Origin of the sequence: Sphaerisporangium sp. NPDC005289, from assembly GCF_040607455.1 — a bacterium.
Lineage (GTDB): Bacteria > Actinomycetota > Actinomycetes > Streptosporangiales > Streptosporangiaceae > Sphaerisporangium > Sphaerisporangium rhizosphaerae.
The window spans coordinates 1-17,670 of sequence record NZ_JBEXGS010000030.1 but is presented as its reverse complement, the minus strand read 5'-3'; the positions used below and the strand labels follow the sequence as shown (position 1 = coordinate 17,670).

Here is a 17,670-nt window from a genome sequence, read left to right as displayed (position 1 = left end):
CATGACCCGTTCCACGTCCACGCCGGGTGCCGCCGGCTCCGTGGCGCGTGCCGCCCTGCCATTCGTCCCTCTCGGGCTGCTCGCGGCCCTGGGGGCGATCCTCGCGTACGCGTGGAAGGCGCCGTGCCGGTTCGGCGGGGCGTGGAACGACGGAACGCAGCAGTTCCTCAACTTCTGCTACACCGACATCTATCCGCTGTGGTGGAACGAGAAGCTCGACCAGGGGTTGACGCCCTACTTCGGTCACCCGGTCGAGTACCCGGTCGGCATCGGCTCGCTGATGTGGGTCATCCAGAAGCTCGTGACGGGCACCAGCGATCCGGGCGTCCGGTTCTTCGATCTCACGGTGATCGTCATGGCGGCGTCGCTGGTCGCCGGGGTGGTGGTCATGGTGGCGCTGGCCGGACTGCAGCGCCGGCCGTGGGACGCCGCCTGGTACGCGCTGGCGCCCGCGCTCATCCTCACCGCCTACATCAACTGGGACCTGATGTGCGGGGCGCTGAGCCTGGGCGCCTTCCTCGCCTGGTCGCGGCGGGCCCACTTCACGGCAGGGGCGCTGCTGGGTCTGGCCATCGCCACGAAGTTCTATCCCATCGTGTTGTTCGGCCCGCTGCTGCTGCTGGCACTGCGGACGCGCAAGCTGCCCGCCCTGCTGTCGGCGGTCGGCGGCACGGTGATCACCTGGGTGGTGGTCAACCTGCCGTTCATGCTCTTCGCGTTCGACGGCTGGAAGCGGTTCTACGTCTTCAGCAGCGAGCGCGGAGCCGACTGGGGGTCGCTGTGGTTCTTCTTCCAGAACCGGCAGTGGCCCTTCCTCGGTGACGCCGGGCGGGTGGACATGCTCGGCATCGTGTCGTTCGGCCTGCTGTGCCTGGCCGTGGCCGTGCTGGCGCTCATCGCGCCCACCCGGCCGCGTCTCATGCAGCTCTGCTTCCTGGTGCTGGCCGCGTTCATGGTCACCAACAAGGTGTGGTCGCCGCAGTACGTGCTGTGGCTGGTGCCGTTCGCGGTGCTGGCGCGGCCGAACTGGAAGCCGCTGGCGCTGTGGCAGGTGGCCGAGTGCTGGTACTTCTTCGCGATCTGGCTGTACCTGGTCCACGTCCAGCCGGGCAATGAGACGCTCGGCATCGGCGACGGCGGCTACTTCGCCGCCGTGTGGGCCCGGGCGATCACCATCGCCATCCTGGCGGCGTTCGTGGTCAGGGACATCCTGCGCCCCGAGCACGACGTCATCCGGCAGGGCGGCGTGGACGACCCGGTGGGCGGCGTCTTCGACGGCGCCGAGGACCGTTTCGTCCTGCGGATGCCGTCCCGGACGGCGGTGCGCGAGGCCGCTCCCGAAGCCTCCTGACCCTTGCGTCCAGGAGGCGGCGCTCGGCGTAACCGCTGTGAGCTTCCGGCCGTTCCGGCCGTTCCGGCCGGGACGCGGCGATCGTGCCGGCCGGCTCCGCGGGTTTCCGACCGTCCCGCCCGGGAGCCGGCTCCGAGATCTTCCCGGCAGCCGGGCTTTTTCCGGTCCTCTCTGATCGAGAAGTCCAGCTTGACCCTCTATTCTCCTATGCGTGCAGACCTCCCCCCAGGAGACCGTTTCCCCGGCGCCCGCACGCTTCTCCGACCGCGAGGCGCTCCTCGCGTGGCTGGGGTCGCGGATCGGGATCATCGTCGCCATGACGGTCGGCGCCGGAGTGCTCAGCAGCGAACAGAAGGACACCCCGTTCCTGGAACGCTGGACGCACTGGGACGCCGGGCTCCTGGTGAAGATCGCGAAGTTCGGCTACGGCGGTGACCCGGCCGAGAACCCGGATGCCGGGCTGCCCGCCTTCTTCCCCGGCATGCCCATCGCGCTGCGCCTGGTCCACGTGATCATCCCCGACTGGTCGCTCGCCGGCCTGCTGATCTCGTTCGTCGCCGGAGCGGTGGCGATGGTGGCCCTCGCGCGGCTGGCCGAGTTCGAGGGCCCCGCGGGCGCAGGATGGCGGGCGGTCCTTGCGATTTTGCTGTTCCCCATGGCGGTGTTCCTGTTCGCCGGCTACAGCGAGTCGCTGTTCCTGGCGTTCGCGATACCCGCCTGGCTGTACGCGCGGCGCGGCGACTGGCCGGCGGCGGCGCTGCTGGCCGCCGGGGCGTCGTGCGTGCGCATCACGGGTCTGTTCCTCGCGCTCGCGCTGATCGTGGAGTACGTCACGCGCCGAGGGAGCCTCCGCCAGGCATGGTGGCTGGCGGTCCCCTTCCTGCCTCTGGTCGCCTATTCGTTCTACCAGCACCAGCGCACGGGAGACTGGCTGGCCTGGCAGCACGCCCAGCAGGCCGGCTGGGGACGGGACATGGTCTGGCCGTGGCAGTCGTTCCTGACCACCTGGCAGATGGCGGCCGGCGACGGTCAGTTCGTGTGGGCGTTCCGCATGGAGGTCGCCGGCGCGCTGCTCGGGGTGGCCGTGCTGATCTGGCTGCTCGTCGCCCGCAGGTGGAGCGAACTGGTGTACGTCGGACTGCAGCTGAGCGCCCTGCTGTTCTCGGCGTACTACCTGTCGGTGCCGCGTTCGGCCCTGCTGTGGTGGCCGCTGTGGGTGATGCTCGGCCGGGTGTCGGTGCGCCGCCGCTGGGTGCTGCTGCTGTACGCGCTGGTGGCCGGGCCGCTCATGGTGCTGAACACCTTGACCTTCATGCGCGGCGCCTGGGCCGGCTGACCCGCGCCGGTGTCACCGGCCCCCGCTGGATGGCCTGCCCCGCGTCCGCTGCGAACGCGGTCCGTGCCCGGGCGGGCCGATTCGCGTCCGTCCGCGGGTCATCCCCCGCCGGGGCGAGGGAACGCCTTACCCCTTTTCCCGGCTCCGTAATCCAGGGGATTTATCCACAGGCTGTGGACTAAAGGTGGTCACGAAGGAAGGCGATGTCGGCCGCCTGCCCGTCGCCGGGCGTCTCGACCACGATCGGCGCCCCCGCGGCGCGGCACACCGACAGGATCAGCTCGGGGTCGATCTGTCCCTTGCCCAGGTTGGCGTGACGGTCGGCGCCGGAGTCGAAGGCGTCCCGCGAGTCGTTGCAGTGGATCAGGTCGATGCGGCCCGTGATGGCCTTGACCCGGTCGACCACGTCGGCGAGCTCCTCGCCGCCGGCGTGCGCGTGGCAGGTGTCCAGGCAGAACCCCACGTCGAAGCCGTCCAGCGCCTCCCACAGCCGGGCGATGCGCTCGAGCCGGCGCGCCATCGCGTTGCCGCCTCCGGCGGTGTTCTCGATCAGGACGGGGATCGGCGTCTCCAGCCGCTCGAAGACCTTGCGCCAGTTGTCGAACCCGACCTGCGGGTCGTCGTCCTTGCCCACGTGGCCCCCGTGCACGATGAGGCCCTTGGCGCCGATCGACGCCGCCGCCTCCAGTTGGCCGGCCAGCAGCTTGCGGCTCGGGATGCGGATGCGGTTGTTCGCGGTGGCGACGTTGATCACGTACGGCGCGTGGACGTAGACGTCGATCTCCGAGGCCGCCAGCGCCTCGGCGTTCTCCGGCAGCACGGGGCCTTTCCACCCTTGCGGATCGCCCAGGAAGAACTGCGCGACCTGCGCGCCGCGGGCCGTCGCGTGGGCCAGGGGATCATCTCGGTCGACGTGAGCTCCGATACGCACCATGGGTCGAGCCTAGCCGTTTCAAGGTCTCCACCAGGGGCAGTAGGGGCGCCAGGCTGGTACGCCCTGATACCCGCGTACCGTGACAAAATAGGAGACGACTGTGGCCTACTACCGCCGCGGGATCAGCCTCTTAGGCCTGATCTACATCCTCATCGGCATTTACGTGGCATGGGTTCACGACTACATCACCCCGAGCCTGCTCAGGAAGATCGCGCAAGCCCTGCTCGCCATCGTCCTGTGGTTCCTCATTCTCCTCGGCATCGACCTCCACATCGGCGGACAGTGACGCGGCGACCTCCACGGACGCGGGGAGATGCGGCGACATGGCGCGCCGATCTCCACGCCGGCGGGAAGTGAACGGCGGGGGCGCCTCGGGGGGCGCCCCATCGTGCCGCACCGGACGGGCGTGACGGCCTTCGCGGGTCGGACGGACCGGCCGTCCGGGCCGGTCAGACGAACCCTCCGTGATAGACGCCCATCGCGACGCCGACGAACGACATGACGATGGCGACGATGTTCACCGACCGCTCGGCGGTCGTGGCCGACACATATTGCGAGTACATCCCGACGACGAACCCGACGACCCCCGCCCACGAGGCGACGATGTGCGCGCTCACCACCAGGCCGCTGATGAAGGCGACGCCACCGCAGGCCAGCGCCACCAGCGTCAGGGCGTTCTCCAGGGTGTGCTTCCTGCCGTCGGTGTTCAGCGACAGGTGGAAGTGCTCTCTGCCGGAGCCGGTGGCAGATCGCATGATGACCACCCCCTTCCTCTTCTCCCACGTTCCCCTTGTGGCGGCGGGCAATCGCGGCAGGTCAGTCGCGGCGCCCTGGTAGACTTCGTGGGCTGCGTTCGTTATGCGTGCCGTTCGGCGTACCCGATCTCGAAGCACGCGGTCGCCCCGCCACCGAAGGCGGGGGCGACGACGTCAGCGTCCTCCTGTCACGGCATGGTGTCGTGACCGCGATAGTCCAGAGGAGGTTGGAAGTCCGCATGCGTCATTACGAAGTGATGGTCATTCTGGACCCGTCCCTCGATGAGCGCACGGTGACTCCCTCGCTCGACCAGTTCCTCACGGTCGTCCGCAACGACGGCGGCACGGTGGAGAAGGTCGACGTGTGGGGTCGTCGCCGGCTGGCCTACGACATCATCAAGAAGTCCGAGGGCATCTACGCCGTCATCGACCTGACGGCGGCTCCGGCCACCGTCAAGGAGCTCGACCGCCAGCTCAACCTGAACGAAGGCATTCTGCGCACCAAGGTGCTGCGCCCCGACATGCACTGAGCGGCTCCGAGTCCGCCGAAGCCCGGCTTTTGTCGGGCCGGAGCCGTACTCTGAGGCCCGACAGGCTGCGCAGACTCACGCAGGAAGGCGAAAGCGACCGATGGCAGCAGGCGACACAACGATCACCATCGTCGGCAATCTTGTCGACGACCCCGAGCTGCGTTTCACCCCTTCGGGGCAGGCCGTGGCCCGGTTCCGCATCGCGTCCACTCCGCGGTTCATGGACCGCCAGACCAACGAGTGGAAGGACGGCGAAAGCCTCTTCCTGACCTGCAACGTGTGGCGTCAGGCGGCGGAGAACGTCGCCGAGAGCCTCCAGCGTGGGATGCGGGTCATCGTGCAGGGGCGGCTGAAGCAGCGCTCGTACGAGACCAAGGAAGGCGAGAAGCGCACGGTCTACGAGGTCGAGGTCGACGAGGTCGGCCCGTCCTTGCGCAACGCCACCACCAAGGTCAACAAGACCGCCCGCCAGGGCGGCGGCGGCGGAGGCGGCGGGTTCGGCGGCGGCGCCGACGACCCGTGGGCCTCGGCCACTCCGGCGCCCGCCGGTGGCGGGTTCGGCGGAGGCGGCGGCGGTGGCTACGGTGGCGGCGGCGGTGGCGGCTACAACCAGGGCGGCTACGGCGGCGGTGGCGGTGGCGGCGACCTGAGCGACGAGCCTCCCTTCTGATCCACTCATCCATTCCAGTAACCGATCGACCATTCCCGCGTCATGCGGGGCTCTCTTAGGAGGAGCACCAAGATGGCGAAGCCGGCACTGCGCAAGCCGAAGAAAAAGGTTTGCCTGTTCTGCCATGACAAGATCTCTTACGTCGACTACAAGGACACGGCGCTGCTGCGGAAGTTCATCTCCGACCGCGGCAAGATCCGTGCCCGCCGGGTGACGGGCAACTGCACCCAGCACCAGCGTGACGTGGCGACCGCGATCAAGAATGCCCGTGAGATGGCGCTGCTGCCGTACACGAGCACCGCGCGCTGACAGGAGGCTTGCGAGATATGAAGCTCATTCTCACCAATGAGGTCTCCGGCCTCGGCGCTCCCGGCGACATCGTCGAGGTCAAGGACGGCTACGGCCGCAACTATCTGATCCCCCGCGGGTTCGCCATGCGGTGGACGCGCGGCGGCGAGAAGCAGATCGATTCGATCAAGAAGGCGCGCGACGCCCGCGAGATCCGCGACCTCGGCACCGCCAAGGAGGTCGCCGGCCGGCTCGGCGCCCTTCGGGTCACGCTGAAGACGCGCGCCGGCGACTCCGGCCGCCTGTTCGGCTCGGTCACCACCGGTGACATCGCCGACGCCGTCAAGGCCGCGGGCGGTCCGCTCCTCGACCGTCGTCGCATCGAGATCACCAACGCGATCAAGAGCGTCGGCTCCCACCGCGTCTCGGTCCGGCTGCACCCCGAGGTGTCGGCCAACCTCGACGTCGAGGTCGTCGGTTCCTGACGGTTCCGTGCACAGACGGCCTCCGGTCGCCGGCGGTCTCCGGGTTGTGACGGTCTCCGGCGCCTGAGGTCCCGGTCGTGGCTCGCCGTCCCGCCTTCGCGGGGTGGTCGCGCCGTGGCCCGAGGTCCGGTGAAGGCCCCTTTCCTTCCGGGAAAGGGGCCTTCGTCATCTCTACGGAGCGAAGCCGCAGGTTATCCCTGTTTGCTGTTAGATGGCGCTATATGTACGAATGCGTGCTTCCCGCTATCCTGGGCGACGAATTCCCTCGGTGAGACGCCTTCTGGAGGCACGTATGCTCCGTCCCTCGATGCTGCCGGCGCTCGGCGCCCTCGCGCTGGTGGCGGTGGCGTGCGCTCCGGCCTCCGACACGACGACCCCCTCCGCCGGCGCGAACGGCACTCCGCAGGCGTCGGCCTCCTGCGCCAAGGACCAGCTCAAGCTGCTCAAGTCCGGCACCCTGACGATCGCGACCGACAAGCCCGCCTACGAGCCGTGGTTCAAGGACGACAAGCCCGCCAACGGCCAGGGCTTCGAGAGCGCCGTCGCCTACGCCGTGGCCGCCAAGCTCGGCTTCGCCGACAGTGAGGTGTCCTGGGCGAGCATCCCGTTCAACTCGGCGTTCGCGCCCGGCGACAAGCAGTTCGACTTCGACGTCAACCAGGTGTCCATCACTCCGGCCCGCGCGAAGGCCGTCGACTTCAGCAGCGGGTACTACACGGTCAAGCAGGCGGCGGTCGCCCTGGAGGGCTCGAAGTTCGCCTCGGCGACCTCCCTGGCCGCCCTGAAGGACGCCAAGATCGGCGTGCAGATCGGCACCACTTCCCTGCAGGCCGTGAAGGACGTCATCCAGCCGAGCGCGGAGCCCAACGTCTACAACGAGCAGATCGACGCGATCACCGCGCTGAAGAACAAGCAGGTGGACGCCCTGGTGGTCGACCTGCCGACCGCCTTCTACGTCACGGCGGCACAGGTGGAGCATTCCAAGATCGTCGGCCAGTTCGGCGCGGGCTCGGGCACCCCCGAGGAGTTCGGTCTGGTCTTCCAGAAGGGCAACCCGCTCGTGAGCTGCGTCGACCAGGCCATCGGCGAGCTGAGGTCCTCCGGCGAGCTGGCGAAGATCGAGACTCGGTGGCTCGGCTCGGCGGCCGGCGCGCCGGAGCTGAAGTGAGCGACCGGGCCCCGGAAGGGAGCCCGGCCGACCCCCGCGTCCCCGGCGACACGCCAGGTGAGCCCCCCGTCCCCATGGACGGGCGAGCTCAGGCCCCCGTCTCTACGGACGGGCCGGGTCAGGCCCGCGTCTCCATGGACGGATCGGGTCAGGCCCGCGTCTCCATGGACGGATCGGGTCAGGCCCGCGTCTCCATGGACGGATCGGGTCAGGCCCGCGGCTTCACGCACGGGCTTGGCCGGGACCGCGCTTCGCGGGAGGGGCCGGGCTCGGATGGCGGGCCGGGCGAGGACGGCTCGTGGCGCAGGAGCGAACGGCAGCGCGAACGCGAGCGACTGCGCCGCCGCTCGGACCTGCGGTCCGGCTCGATCGCCACGGCGTCCACCGTGGTGTTCATCGTCCTGGCGATCTGGCTGGTCACCACCTCGCCCGGCTGGCCGCGGGTCAAGGAGACCTTCTTCGACCTCGGCGAGTTCTCCGGCGCCCTGCCCGACGTCCTGTGGGGCTTCCTGCTCAACATCAAGATCTTCCTGATCGCCGAGCCGCTGATCCTGCTCGTCGGCCTGCTCGTCGCGCTGGTGCGCAACCTGCACGCTCCGGTGTTCTACCCGCTGCGCGCGCTCGCCGTGCTGTACACCGACGTCTTCCGCGGCGTGCCGACGATCCTGGTCATCTACCTGGTCGGGTTCGGCCTGCCCGCGCTGCGCCTGCAGGGCATGCCCACCGACCTGGCGACGCTCGGGATCATCGCGCTGGTGCTGTCGTACGGAGGGTACGTCGCCGAGGTGTTCCGGTCGGGCATCGACTCGGTGCACCCGAGCCAGCGCGCCGCCGCGCGGTCGCTGGGCCTGACCCACGGCCAGGCCATGCGCTTCGTCGTGCTGCCCCAAGCCGTGCGGCGCGTCGTGCCGCCGCTGCTCAACGACTTCGTCTCGCTGCAGAAGGACACCGCCCTGGTGGCCACCATCGGCCCGCTGGAGGCGCTGCGCCAGGCGCAGATCCACACCGCGGAGACCTTCAACTACACCCCTTACCTGGCCGCGGCGCTGCTGTTCATCGTGCTGACCATCCCGATGGCCCGCTTCACCGACTACCTGGCGGCCCGTTCGCAGAGAAGGAGGGGAGTGTGACCGTGCCGGTCGAGCAGGGGCGGAGCCTGCTGCAGATCGAGGGCGTGTGGAAGTTCTACCACCGCCACAGCGTGCTGCGCGGCATCGACCTGTCGGTGGACTCCCACGAGGTGGTCTGCCTCATCGGAGCCTCCGGCTCGGGCAAGTCGACCCTGCTGCGCTGCGTGAACCTGCTGGAGACCGTCGACGACGGCGCCATCCACCTGGACGGGGCGGAGATCACCGACGTGCGGGCCGACCCCGACGACGTGCGCAAGCGCATCGGCATGGTGTTCCAGGCCTACAACCTGTTCCCCTCCATGACCGTCCTTTCCAACATCACGCTGGCGCCGCGCAAGGCGCACGGCGTCGGCAGGGCCGAGGCCGAGGAGCGGGCACGCGAGCTGCTGGCCAGGTTCGGCCTGGCGGACAAGGCGGAGGCCTACCCCGACCGGTTGTCCGGCGGCCAGCAGCAGCGGGTGGCCATCATCCGCGCGCTCGCCACCCGGCCGCGCCTGCTGCTGCTGGACGAGGTGACCTCGGCCCTGGACCCCGCGCTGGTCGGCGAGGTGCTGGAGATCATCCGCGAGCTGAAGGACACGGGGATGACGATGGTCCTGGCCACCCACGAGATGGGGCTGGCCCGGGACATCGCCGACAAGGTCTGCTTCCTGGACGGTGGTGTGCTGCTGGAGCAGGGGACTCCGGAGCAGATCTTCACCGACCCCCGCGAGCCGCGTACCCGCGAGTTCCTGAGCAGGGTGCTCAACCGCCGGTGACCAGCCAGGCGCGCCCGTACGCGCGCGAGCCCAGGGTCACCAGACGGGCCGCCATCCACACGCCCAGCGCCGCCCACAACGCCACCAGGCCGCCGCCCAGGTGGACGACGGCGTACGCCGCGGGCAGGTAGACGGCCGTCGTGATCGCCGAGGCCCAGGCCAGATAGCGGCGGTCCCCGGCGCCGATGAGCACGCCGTCGAGCACGAACACCACGCCGGCCACGGGCTGGAGCAGCGCCACCGGCCACAGGACCGCGACCAGCTCGGCGCTCACGGCGGCGTCGGCGCCGAACAGGTGCGGGATGACCGGTCGCAGCGCGAGGGTGGCGGCCCCCAGGACCACCCCGCAGCCGACGCCCCAGACCACCATGGTGCGGGTGGCCGCCCGCGTGTGGTCGCTGCGCCCCGCGCCGAGGGTGCGGCCGGTGATGGCCTGGCCGGCGATGGCGATCGCGTCGAGGGCGTAGGCGAGCAGCGACCAGATCTGCGTGGCGATCGCGTGGGCGGCGAGCTGGGCGACGCCCATGCGGGTGGCCACGGCGGTGGCGGCGATCAGCACGACCCTCAGGCACACCGTCCGGATGATCAGGGCGATGCCGGCCGTACCGGAGGCCCGTACCCCGGCCAGGTCAGGGCGGAGGGAGACCCGGTGCCTGCGGGCCGCGCGGGCGACGACGACCAGGTAGACCAGGGCGCCGAGTCCCTGGGCCGTGACGGTGCCCCACGCCGAGCCCGCGATGCCCCAGTGGAACCCCAGCACGAACACGGCGTTGAGCACGGCGTTCAGCGCGAAGGACCCGACCGAGACGGCCAGTGGGGTCACGGTGTCCTGCAGGCCGCGCAGGATGCCAGTGCCGGCCAGGACGACGAGCATGGCGGGGACACCGAACAGGCTGATGCGCAGGTAGGCGACCGCGGGCCCCGACACCTCGGCGGCCGCGCCGAACCACTGGACGATCCACGGGGACAGCGGCCAGCAGACCACGATCAGCGCCAGCCCGATCGCCGTGGCCAGCCACAGCCCGTCGATGCCCTGCTTGACCGCCCGGACGAGGTTGCCCGCGCCGACCTGCCGGGCCACCGCCGCCGTCGTGCCGTACGCCAGGAAGACGCAGATGTTCACCAGGGTGGTGAGCGCGGCTCCGGCGATGCCGAGGGCGCCGAGCGAGGCCGTGCCGAGACGGCCGACGATGGCGTAGTCGACCAGGATGAACAGCGGCTCGGCCACGAGCGCGCCGAAGGCCGGAACGGCGAGCCTGAGGATCTCCCGGCTGCCGACCCGGGGGGTAAGAGTCACTTGTCTATATTGCCCCTTACCTCAGCATGCTCGGCACCGGTCCCGCCGCTCATCGGCCTGTCGCGCGGACTTTCTTTTCTCCACAGCCCGTGGATACCGTTTCCCCTGCTCAGTCGGGGGTCTGTGGTTATCCCCCATGGTTATCCACAGACTTGTCCCCAGCGTGCCCACATCTCCAGGCCAGAACTGCACACGTTATCCACAACGTTGTCGACAGGACGCGTTGCCGCTCGCCCGAGAACCGGCGAAACTGTCACCCCGGCTACTTCGGGGGTGGCACGGGGGAGTCAGGGAGGGCCGCCAGTTGAGCAGTGAAGTCGTGCAGGCCTTCGACGCACCATTCGAGCGTACGCCTCCCAGCAACATCGAGGCCGAGCAGTCCGTGCTGGGCGGCATGCTGCTGTCCAAGGACGCCATCGCCGACGTGGTGGAGGTCCTGCGTTCCGACGACTTCTACCGTCCGGCGCACCAGGTCATCTACGACGCCATCCTCGACCTGTACGGACGCGGCGAGCCGGCCGACGCGGTGACGATCTTCAACGAGCTGTCCCGCCGGGGCGAGATGGCCCGGGTGGGCGGCGGCACCTACCTGCACACGCTCACCGCCATCGTCCCCACGGCCGCCAACGCCGGCTACTACGCCAAGATCGTGCGCGAGCAGGCCATCCTGCGGCGGCTCATCGAGGCGGGCACCCGCATCGTCTCCTACGGCTACGGCGGGCAGAACGAGGAGGTCGACGAGCTGGTCGACCGCGCCCAGGCCGAGATCTACGCGGTCACCGAGCGCCGCACCAGCGAGGACTACCGCCCCCTGTCCGAGATCATGCCCGGCGCGCTGGACGAGATCGAGGCCATCGGCAGCCGCAGCGGCCAGATGGTCGGCGTGCCCACCGGCTTCCAAGACCTCGACGCCCTGATGAACGGCCTCCACCCCGGCCAGATGATCGTCGTCGCCGCCCGCCCGGCCATCGGCAAGTCGACGCTTGGTCTGGATTTCGCACGATCCGCTGCGATCAAGCACCATATGGCCACTGTGGTGTTCTCGCTGGAAATGTCGCGCAATGAGATCACCATGCGCCTGTTGTCGGCCGAGGCGCGGGTGGCGCTGCACACCATGCGTTCGGGCACCATGAACGACGAAGACTGGACGCGCCTCGCGCGCCGCATGAGCGAGGTCGCCGAGGCGCCGCTGTTCATCGACGACTCGCCCAACATGTCGATGATGGAGATCCGCGCCAAGTGCCGTCGTCTCAAGCAGCGCCACGACCTGCGCTTCGTCATCGTCGACTATCTCCAGCTGATGAGCTCGCCGAAGAAGACCGAAAGCCGCCAGCAGGAGGTCTCCGAGATCTCCCGTGCCCTCAAGCTGCTGGCCAAAGAGCTGGAGGTGCCGGTGATCGCGATCTCCCAGCTCAACCGCGGCCCCGAACAGCGCACCGACAAGCGTCCCCAGGTGTCCGACCTGCGCGAGTCCGGCTCGATCGAGCAGGATGCCGACGTGGTGATCCTGCTCCATCGCGAGGACGCCTACGAGCGCGAGTCGCCGCGTGCCGGCGAGGCCGACCTGATCGTGGCCAAGCACCGCAACGGCCCCACCGCCACCGTGACCGTCGCCTTCCAGGGCCACTACAGCCGCTTCGTCGACATGGCGCCTCACTGACCCTCCCCTTGTAGGGTCTCAACCCATCCCCGCCCACGCCTCCGTAGGCGGCAGCCGCCCGCCCTGTCCCCTCCTCCGCGAACGGCGGCGGGCCCGGCCGGCATTTCTGACGCGGGCGGTCCGACCGCCACCACGGGCAGCCCCCGCGACGGGCTTGCCCCGGCGAATGCCGGTGGACCCGGACCGGCCGTCACGACGGGGAGTCGTCGGGGCGGTAGGTGATGCGGCCGGCAGAGCGGAGATCGGGCCTGGCCCCGGCGAGCGCCGCTGACCGGGACGGGGCCGGACCGGCCGTCATGACGAGGAATCGTCGGGGCGGTAGGTGATGCGGCCGGCAGAGCGGAGATCGGGCCTGGCCCCGGCGAGCGCCGCTGACCGGGACCGAGCGGGACCGGCCGTCAGGACGAGGAGTCGCCGGGGCGGTAGGTGAAGCGGCGATCGGGCCTGGCCCCGGTGAGCGCCGCTGACCGGGACGGGGCCGGACCGGCCGTCACGACGAGGAGCCACCAGGTTGGGAGGCGATTTTCCGGAGGGCGTCGGCGGTGAACTCGTCGGCGGGGTAGAAGGACTCGATCGCCAGCTCGGCGACCGTGATGTCCAGAGGCGTGCCAAAGGTGGCGATCGTACTGAAGAAGGTCAGTTCGCCTTCCTCGTGGCGCAGCTTCAGCGGCACGACGATCTCGCCGGGGCCGGGCAGCTCCACCTCGGGTTCCGGCTGGTCGCACGGGTAGGCGCGCAGTTCTTGATCCAGTGTTTCGAGCTGCGGGTCGGCGGTGAGGGCGATCTGGCGGCGTAGCCGGCCGAGCAGGTGGGCGCGCCACTCGCCGAGGTTGACGATGTGCGGAGCCAGACCGTCCGGGTGCAGGCTGGCCCGCAGCACGTTGGCCGGGGCGGCGAGCAGCGTGGGCGACACCAGGCTCGTGAGCACCCCGAGGCTGGTGTTGCCGTCCACGAGGTTCCAGCGGCCGTCCACCACGACGGCGGGGTAGGGTTCGTGCCCGGCGAGGACCTGCTTGATCGCCCGGCGCACCGCCCGCATGCCCGGAGCGTCCAGCGTGGTCTCGGTGAAGACCGGCGCGAACCCGGCCGCCAGCAGCAGGCGGTTGCGCTCGCGCAGCGACAGGTCGAGATGCTCGGCCAGGAGCAGCACCATCTCGCGGCTGGGGTTGGAACGCCCGGTCTCCAGGAAGCTCAGGTGCCGGGTGGAGATGTCCGCCTGGATGGCCAGGTCGAGCTGGCTGAGCCGGCGGTGCTCACGCCACTGGCGGAGCAGCTCGCCGACCGGCCGCCGGGAGAGCGCCGTCGTCGTCATGGCCCGACCCTATGCGTCCCCCCGCGCCCCCGCGATTACCTGCCACGTAACCAACGCGCGAGGGAGTGGCTCAGGCGGTGGAGCCGCCGTCCACGACGAGATCGTGGCCGACGGTGAAGGCGGCGTCGTCCGAGGCGAGCCAGAGCACGGCCGAGGTGATCTCCTCCAGCGTGCCGACCCGGCCGATGGGAAGCTGCTCTTTCATGCGGTCGGCGCGGTCGGCCTCGCTCTCGCCCGGGCGCATGGACATGGGGGTGTCGTGCGGCCCCGGGCTGACCGCGTTGATTCGGATGCCCTCGCGGATGCACTCCAGGGCCGCCGTGCGGGTCAGCGCGGTCACCGCCGCCTTGGACGCGGCGTAGGCGCCCAGGCCGGGGACCCGCTTGTGCGCGCCCACCTGGGACGACACGTTGACGATCACGCCGGCGCCCTGTCGGCGCATGGCGGCGATCTCGTGCTTCATCGACAGGAAGACGCCGGTGGCGTTGCCGGCCATGGTGCGCGCCCAGTCGTCCTCGTCGATGTCGGCGACCTGCCCCAGGGCCAAGACGCCCGCGTTGTTGACCGCGACGTCCAGTCGCCCCTGCCTTCGCACGATTTCGGCGACGAGCCGGGCGACCTCCGGCGAGCTGGTCACGTCGGCGGTCAGGGCGGCCGCCCGGCCCCCCTCGGCCTCGATGAGCCGGACCGTCTCCTGGAGCGGCCCCTCGCGGCGGCCGGCCACGAACACCGTCGCGCCCTCGCGAGCGAAGCCGCGTGCGACCGCCCGGCCGATGCCCGAGCCGCCACCGGTGACCAGAACCGTCCGGCCGTGGAATCTCATCGCTCCCCCTGATGGTGATGCCGCATGTGTCGCGACGCTTATTAGATCGTTCGTTCTTGAAATAGCTGACGTTTTGAGTGACCGCCCACTGCGGAGCCGGTGGTCACGCCGACGCCGGCCGGGAGGTGGTCAGCCGAGCACCGACAGGGCCTGGGCCGCGGCGTCGCGCACCCGTGCCGGGTCGGGGAAGCCCTTGCCGACCACCCTCAGCCCTTGCAGGAAGACCAGCAGGAAGCGGGCCAGCGCCCTCGGGTCGCGACCGGCGGGCAGTTCGCCCTGGGCCCGCGCCCGGGTCAGCGCCGACGCCAGCGCGGTCTCCATGGCGGTCCAGTTGGCGTCCAGGATGCGGGTGACCTCCGGGTCGCCCGGGAGCATCTCGGCCGCCGCGTTGACCACCATGCATCCCCGGCGCCGCCCGTCATCGAGGGCGTCGGCGGCGTAGGACTCGACCAGCGCGCGCACCGCCGGCAGAGCCGGGCCCGGCTGGGACAGGATCTCGACGAGCGGCGGGTTGCGGGTCTCGATGTAGCGGCGCAGGGCGAGCACGTACAGGTCGTGCTTGCCGCCGAAGGTGGAGTAGAGGCTGGCGCGGGCGATGCCGAGCGTCTCGACCAGATCGGCCATCGACGTCGCCTCGTAACCGCGCTCCCAGAACAGCTCGAGCGCCGCCTGGAGCGCCTTCTCGGGATCGAATTCCTTCGTGCGTGCCACGGCATGGGACCCTATCAAGAACGATTGGTCTAAAACAACCCTGAGACCACCCCGTCTGTCCCCACGGACGGTTTCCCCGACGAACCGTCCCTGGCGCACAGCGTGTTCTGTCACTCCCAGCGGAAGAACCGCACCGCGAACGCTCCGGCGGCCAGTGTCCAGGCGGCGAGGACGGCGAGGTGGAGAGGCTGTGGGGCGGCACCGGCCCAGGCGTCGCGTAACACCTGGCCGAACGCTCCCGTCGGGGTGAAGTCGCTGAACCGCACCAGGGTCTCGGGCATCAGCTCGCGAGGAAGCCACATGCCGCCGAGGAACAGCAAGGGGAACATCACCACCGCGCCGACGCCGCCGGCGGCACGGCCGTTGGGCACCACGGCGGCGACCGACAGGCCGATCGCGAAAAGAGCGCACACTCCAAGGACGAAGGACAGCACGAACCACGGCAAGGCGGCAGGCACGTGCGTGTCCAGCACGAGGTGCCCGAAGAGGATGGTGAGGAACGCGGCCAGCAGCGCCACGGCCAGGTTCAGCACCAGTTGGGCGCCCAGCAGGGTCGCCGGCGAGGCGGGCGTGATGGACAACCGGCGCAGCACGCCGCGCTCGCGATAGGTGGCCAGCACGGTGGGGATGACGCTGAAGGCCGAGGTCGCCACCGCCAGCATGATCATCATCGCGGGCAGCTGGGTGTCCACCACCCGCTGACCGCCCAGCGAGGGGTCGGGTTCCCGAAAGCCCGGAATGGCGCTGCCGAGGATCAGCAGCAGGCCCAGTGGGAGCACGAGCGTGAAGAAGGCCGTCAGAGGGTCGCGCAGATAGAGCCTGGTCTCGGTGAACAGCACCTTGCGCAGCGCACCGGGCCTGGGCGGAGCCACGTGGGGAGGGTGCGAGCGGGTCGTCGTCATGGGGGCTCCTAAGAGGCGTCGGCGGCCGGGCGGCCTGTCAGGGCAAGGAAGGCGTCCTCCAGCGTGGCCTGGTCCATCTGGAGGCCCGCGGGAACGACCTGGCAGGCCGCGAGGGCCTTGGTCACGGCGAGCAGCAAACCCTCGGACCCGGTCACCGTGACCGAGTCGCCTTCACGGATCAGGCTCGCGACCTCAGGGAGCGCCCTGAGCACCTGGTCGGCGTCAGGAGCGCTGCGGAACCGGACGCGCTGGCCGCCGTCCACCCTGGCGATCAGGCCCGCGGGCGTGTCCACCGCGGCCACGCGCCCCCTGTCGATCACCGCGACGCGGTCGCAGAGCCGCTCGGCCTCCTCCATGAAGTGGGTGACCAGGACGATCGTGACGCCGCGTCGTTTGACCTTCTCGATGAGCTCCCAGGTCTCACGGCGGGCCATGGGGTCGAGGCCGGTGGTCAGCTCGTCCAGGACGGCCACGCGAGGGTCGCCGACGAGCGCGAGGGCGATCGACAGACGCTGGCGCTGCCCGCCGGACAGCTTGGCGAACGGAGTGTCGCGTTTGGGACCGAGCCCGACCTCCTCCAGCAGCGCCCGCCAGTCGGCAGGGCGATCGTAGAAGGAGGCGTACAGCTCGAGGGCCTCCCCGACCCGCAGCCTGTCGGGGAGCGAGCAGTCTTGCAGCTGCACGCCGACCCTCTGGCGGAGCACGGCGCGGTCGCGGCGCGGGTCCAGGCCGGTGACGGTGATGGCGCCGCCGTCGGGGACGCGAAGGCCGCACACGCACTCGACGGTCGTGGTCTTGCCGGCGCCGTTGCGGCCGACGACGCCGAACAGCTCGCCCTCGTGCACGGTGAACGACACCTCGTCGACCGCCACCTGCTCGCCGTACACCTTGCGCAGGCCGGCGATCTCGATGATTTCCATGCCGCCGACGGTAGGAAGCGCGGCGTCGCGGCGGAATGCGGCTGCGGCCCGGACGGAGGTGTACCTAGGTACACCTTCGAACGGGCGCCACGGCCACTGCGAGCTAAGTGCCCGATGCCGCAGACTTGACGGCATGGTTCTCAGGACGGTGGTCGGCTTCGGGCGGGCTTTGGTGCTGCTCGCCCTGGCCGTGGTGAACGCGGCGCTCGCCGCGGTGGCGCTGCTCGTCTTCCTGCTGTGCTTCGGCCTCGGCCTGGTGTTCCTGTTCCCGGCCACCATCCGCCTGGTCCGCCGCCGCGCCGTCCAGGCGCGACGGCTCGCGCTGGCCTGGGCCGAGGTGCAGATCGTCCCGCCTTACCGCGCCGCTCCGCCGCCGCCCGTGCCGCAGCGCGACGGCTGGTACCGCGAGGGCCGCAGCCTGTACCGCACGTCCCTGGTCCCGAACTTCAACCGCACCTTCGAGTGGATGTTCAAAGACCCCGCCACCTGGCGTGATCTCGCCTGGCTGCTCGGCGACCCGCTGATCGGCGGCGTGGCGGTCCTGGTGCCGCCGCTCCTGGTGGCGTCCGGGGTGGCGCTGGTGGCGCAGGGCCCGGTGCAGGCGGTGGCCGGGGTGCTGCTCGTGCTGGCCGGGCCGCTG

The 17,670-nt window shown here is 70.2% G+C and carries 19 protein-coding genes and 1 pseudogene; 12 read left to right on the top strand and 8 right to left on the bottom strand.

The genetic code is table 11. The features are described from left to right. The first annotated feature begins 1 nt into the window (after position 1). Positions 2-1,351: a glycosyltransferase 87 family protein gene (locus ABZT47_RS35370; protein WP_354852095.1), complete on the top strand. Its 1,350-nt coding sequence runs from the start codon at positions 2-4 to the stop codon at positions 1,349-1,351. Positions 1,352-1,562: 211 nt separating this feature from the next. After that, positions 1,563-2,687 carry a mannosyltransferase family protein gene (locus ABZT47_RS35365; RefSeq protein WP_354852093.1) on the top strand — a complete coding sequence of 375 codons (1,125 nt, stop codon included), beginning with the start codon at positions 1,563-1,565 and terminating at the stop codon, positions 2,685-2,687. A gap of 178 nt (positions 2,688-2,865) precedes the next feature. Here ABZT47_RS35365 and ABZT47_RS35360 read toward each other — a convergent pair whose 3' ends face one another. Continuing rightward, entirely contained in the window at positions 2,866-3,621 is a 756-nt protein-coding gene (locus tag ABZT47_RS35360) for a deoxyribonuclease IV (RefSeq protein ID WP_354852091.1), read from the bottom strand. A gap of 100 nt (positions 3,622-3,721) precedes the next feature. Here ABZT47_RS35360 and ABZT47_RS35355 point away from each other — a divergent pair, with 100 nt between their 5' ends. Then, positions 3,722-3,907, top strand: a complete 186-nt coding sequence (locus ABZT47_RS35355; RefSeq protein ID WP_354852089.1) for a hypothetical protein — start codon at positions 3,722-3,724, stop codon at positions 3,905-3,907. A gap of 163 nt (positions 3,908-4,070) precedes the next feature. On the opposite strand, the gene ABZT47_RS35350 is transcribed toward ABZT47_RS35355, so the two are convergent. Beyond that, positions 4,071-4,376, bottom strand: a complete 306-nt coding sequence (locus ABZT47_RS35350) for a hypothetical protein (protein WP_354852088.1) — start codon at positions 4,374-4,376, stop codon at positions 4,071-4,073. A gap of 239 nt (positions 4,377-4,615) precedes the next feature. Between ABZT47_RS35350 and rpsF the strand changes: the two genes are divergently transcribed. From rpsF to ABZT47_RS35315, 7 genes are all read left to right on the top strand, one after another. Next, positions 4,616-4,906 carry a 30S ribosomal protein S6 gene (rpsF, locus tag ABZT47_RS35345; protein ID WP_354852086.1) on the top strand — a complete coding sequence of 97 codons (291 nt, stop codon included), beginning with the start codon at positions 4,616-4,618 and terminating at the stop codon, positions 4,904-4,906. 100 nt (positions 4,907-5,006) lie between these two features. Then, the gene (locus ABZT47_RS35340) at positions 5,007-5,576 is read left to right on the top strand and encodes a single-stranded DNA-binding protein (protein ID WP_354852084.1); all 570 of its coding nucleotides are present in this window, start codon (positions 5,007-5,009) and stop codon (positions 5,574-5,576) included. Between the two features lie 72 nt (positions 5,577-5,648). After that, positions 5,649-5,885 carry a 30S ribosomal protein S18 gene (rpsR, locus tag ABZT47_RS35335; RefSeq protein ID WP_061256131.1) on the top strand — a complete coding sequence of 79 codons (237 nt, stop codon included), beginning with the start codon at positions 5,649-5,651 and terminating at the stop codon, positions 5,883-5,885. A gap of 17 nt (positions 5,886-5,902) precedes the next feature. Then, positions 5,903-6,349 carry a 50S ribosomal protein L9 gene (rplI, locus tag ABZT47_RS35330; protein ID WP_354852081.1) on the top strand — a complete coding sequence of 149 codons (447 nt, stop codon included), beginning with the start codon at positions 5,903-5,905 and terminating at the stop codon, positions 6,347-6,349. Positions 6,350-6,641: 292 nt separating this feature from the next. Next, positions 6,642-7,517 carry an ABC transporter substrate-binding protein gene (locus ABZT47_RS35325; protein WP_354852080.1) on the top strand — a complete coding sequence of 292 codons (876 nt, stop codon included), beginning with the start codon at positions 6,642-6,644 and terminating at the stop codon, positions 7,515-7,517. A gap of 74 nt (positions 7,518-7,591) precedes the next feature. After that, entirely contained in the window at positions 7,592-8,647 is a 1,056-nt protein-coding gene (locus ABZT47_RS35320; protein ID WP_354852078.1) for an amino acid ABC transporter permease, read from the top strand. After that, the gene (locus ABZT47_RS35315) at positions 8,644-9,405 is read left to right on the top strand and encodes an amino acid ABC transporter ATP-binding protein (protein WP_354852076.1); all 762 of its coding nucleotides are present in this window, start codon (positions 8,644-8,646) and stop codon (positions 9,403-9,405) included. The genes ABZT47_RS35320 and ABZT47_RS35315 overlap by 4 nt, the downstream gene beginning before the upstream one ends. On the opposite strand, the gene ABZT47_RS35310 is transcribed toward ABZT47_RS35315, so the two are convergent. After that, the gene (locus tag ABZT47_RS35310; protein ID WP_354852074.1) at positions 9,392-10,702 is read right to left on the bottom strand and encodes an MATE family efflux transporter; all 1,311 of its coding nucleotides are present in this window, start codon (positions 10,700-10,702) and stop codon (positions 9,392-9,394) included. The genes ABZT47_RS35315 and ABZT47_RS35310 overlap by 14 nt on opposite strands. A gap of 304 nt (positions 10,703-11,006) precedes the next feature. Here ABZT47_RS35310 and dnaB point away from each other — a divergent pair, with 304 nt between their 5' ends. After that, positions 11,007-12,362 carry a replicative DNA helicase gene (dnaB, locus tag ABZT47_RS35305; RefSeq protein WP_354852073.1) on the top strand — a complete coding sequence of 452 codons (1,356 nt, stop codon included), beginning with the start codon at positions 11,007-11,009 and terminating at the stop codon, positions 12,360-12,362. Between the two features lie 490 nt (positions 12,363-12,852). Here dnaB and ABZT47_RS35300 read toward each other — a convergent pair whose 3' ends face one another. The 5 genes from ABZT47_RS35300 to ABZT47_RS35280 form a co-directional block, all read right to left on the bottom strand. Next, positions 12,853-13,674, bottom strand: coding sequence for a helix-turn-helix transcriptional regulator (locus ABZT47_RS35300; protein ID WP_354852072.1), 822 nt, complete (start codon positions 13,672-13,674; stop codon positions 12,853-12,855). Between the two features lie 70 nt (positions 13,675-13,744). Then, a complete protein-coding gene (locus ABZT47_RS35295) occupies positions 13,745-14,497 on the bottom strand; it encodes a glucose 1-dehydrogenase (RefSeq protein WP_354852070.1) in 753 nt (250 codons plus the stop codon). A 129-nt stretch (positions 14,498-14,626) separates the two neighbouring features. Beyond that, complete coding sequence (locus ABZT47_RS35290) at positions 14,627-15,208, bottom strand: TetR/AcrR family transcriptional regulator (RefSeq protein ID WP_354852068.1); 582 nt, start codon at positions 15,206-15,208, stop codon at positions 14,627-14,629. A 110-nt stretch (positions 15,209-15,318) separates the two neighbouring features. Beyond that, positions 15,319-16,110: an ABC transporter permease gene (locus tag ABZT47_RS35285; RefSeq protein ID WP_354852067.1), complete on the bottom strand. Its 792-nt coding sequence runs from the start codon at positions 16,108-16,110 to the stop codon at positions 15,319-15,321. 8 nt (positions 16,111-16,118) lie between these two features. Next, positions 16,119-17,030 carry an ABC transporter ATP-binding protein gene (locus ABZT47_RS35280; protein WP_354852066.1) on the bottom strand — a complete coding sequence of 304 codons (912 nt, stop codon included), beginning with the start codon at positions 17,028-17,030 and terminating at the stop codon, positions 16,119-16,121. Between the two features lie 133 nt (positions 17,031-17,163). Between ABZT47_RS35280 and ABZT47_RS35275 the strand changes: the two are divergent. Beyond that, positions 17,164-17,670: pseudogene (locus ABZT47_RS35275) on the top strand (sensor histidine kinase); the annotation flags it as partial.

What these genes read in the sequence shown, in the direction of transcription:
- ABZT47_RS35370 (WP_354852095.1), top strand. Translation starts at nt 2, where the DNA reads ATGACCCGTTCCACGTCCACGCCGGGTGCCGCCGGCTCCGTGGCGCGT.
- ABZT47_RS35360 (WP_354852091.1), bottom strand. Translation starts at nt 3,621, where the DNA reads ATGGTGCGTATCGGAGCTCACGTCGACCGAGATGATCCCCTGGCCCAC.
- ABZT47_RS35350 (WP_354852088.1), bottom strand. Translation starts at nt 4,376, where the DNA reads ATGCGATCTGCCACCGGCTCCGGCAGAGAGCACTTCCACCTGTCGCTG.
- rpsF (WP_354852086.1), top strand. Translation starts at nt 4,616, where the DNA reads ATGCGTCATTACGAAGTGATGGTCATTCTGGACCCGTCCCTCGATGAG.
- ABZT47_RS35340 (WP_354852084.1), top strand. Translation starts at nt 5,007, where the DNA reads ATGGCAGCAGGCGACACAACGATCACCATCGTCGGCAATCTTGTCGAC.
- rpsR (WP_061256131.1), top strand. Translation starts at nt 5,649, where the DNA reads ATGGCGAAGCCGGCACTGCGCAAGCCGAAGAAAAAGGTTTGCCTGTTC.
- rplI (WP_354852081.1), top strand. Translation starts at nt 5,903, where the DNA reads ATGAAGCTCATTCTCACCAATGAGGTCTCCGGCCTCGGCGCTCCCGGC.
- ABZT47_RS35325 (WP_354852080.1), top strand. Translation starts at nt 6,642, where the DNA reads ATGCTCCGTCCCTCGATGCTGCCGGCGCTCGGCGCCCTCGCGCTGGTG.
- ABZT47_RS35320 (WP_354852078.1), top strand. Translation starts at nt 7,592, where the DNA reads ATGGACGGGCGAGCTCAGGCCCCCGTCTCTACGGACGGGCCGGGTCAG.
- ABZT47_RS35300 (WP_354852072.1), bottom strand. Translation starts at nt 13,674, where the DNA reads ATGACGACGACGGCGCTCTCCCGGCGGCCGGTCGGCGAGCTGCTCCGC.
- ABZT47_RS35295 (WP_354852070.1), bottom strand. Translation starts at nt 14,497, where the DNA reads ATGAGATTCCACGGCCGGACGGTTCTGGTCACCGGTGGCGGCTCGGGC.
- ABZT47_RS35285 (WP_354852067.1), bottom strand. Translation starts at nt 16,110, where the DNA reads ATGACGACGACCCGCTCGCACCCTCCCCACGTGGCTCCGCCCAGGCCC.
- ABZT47_RS35280 (WP_354852066.1), bottom strand. Translation starts at nt 17,030, where the DNA reads ATGGAAATCATCGAGATCGCCGGCCTGCGCAAGGTGTACGGCGAGCAG.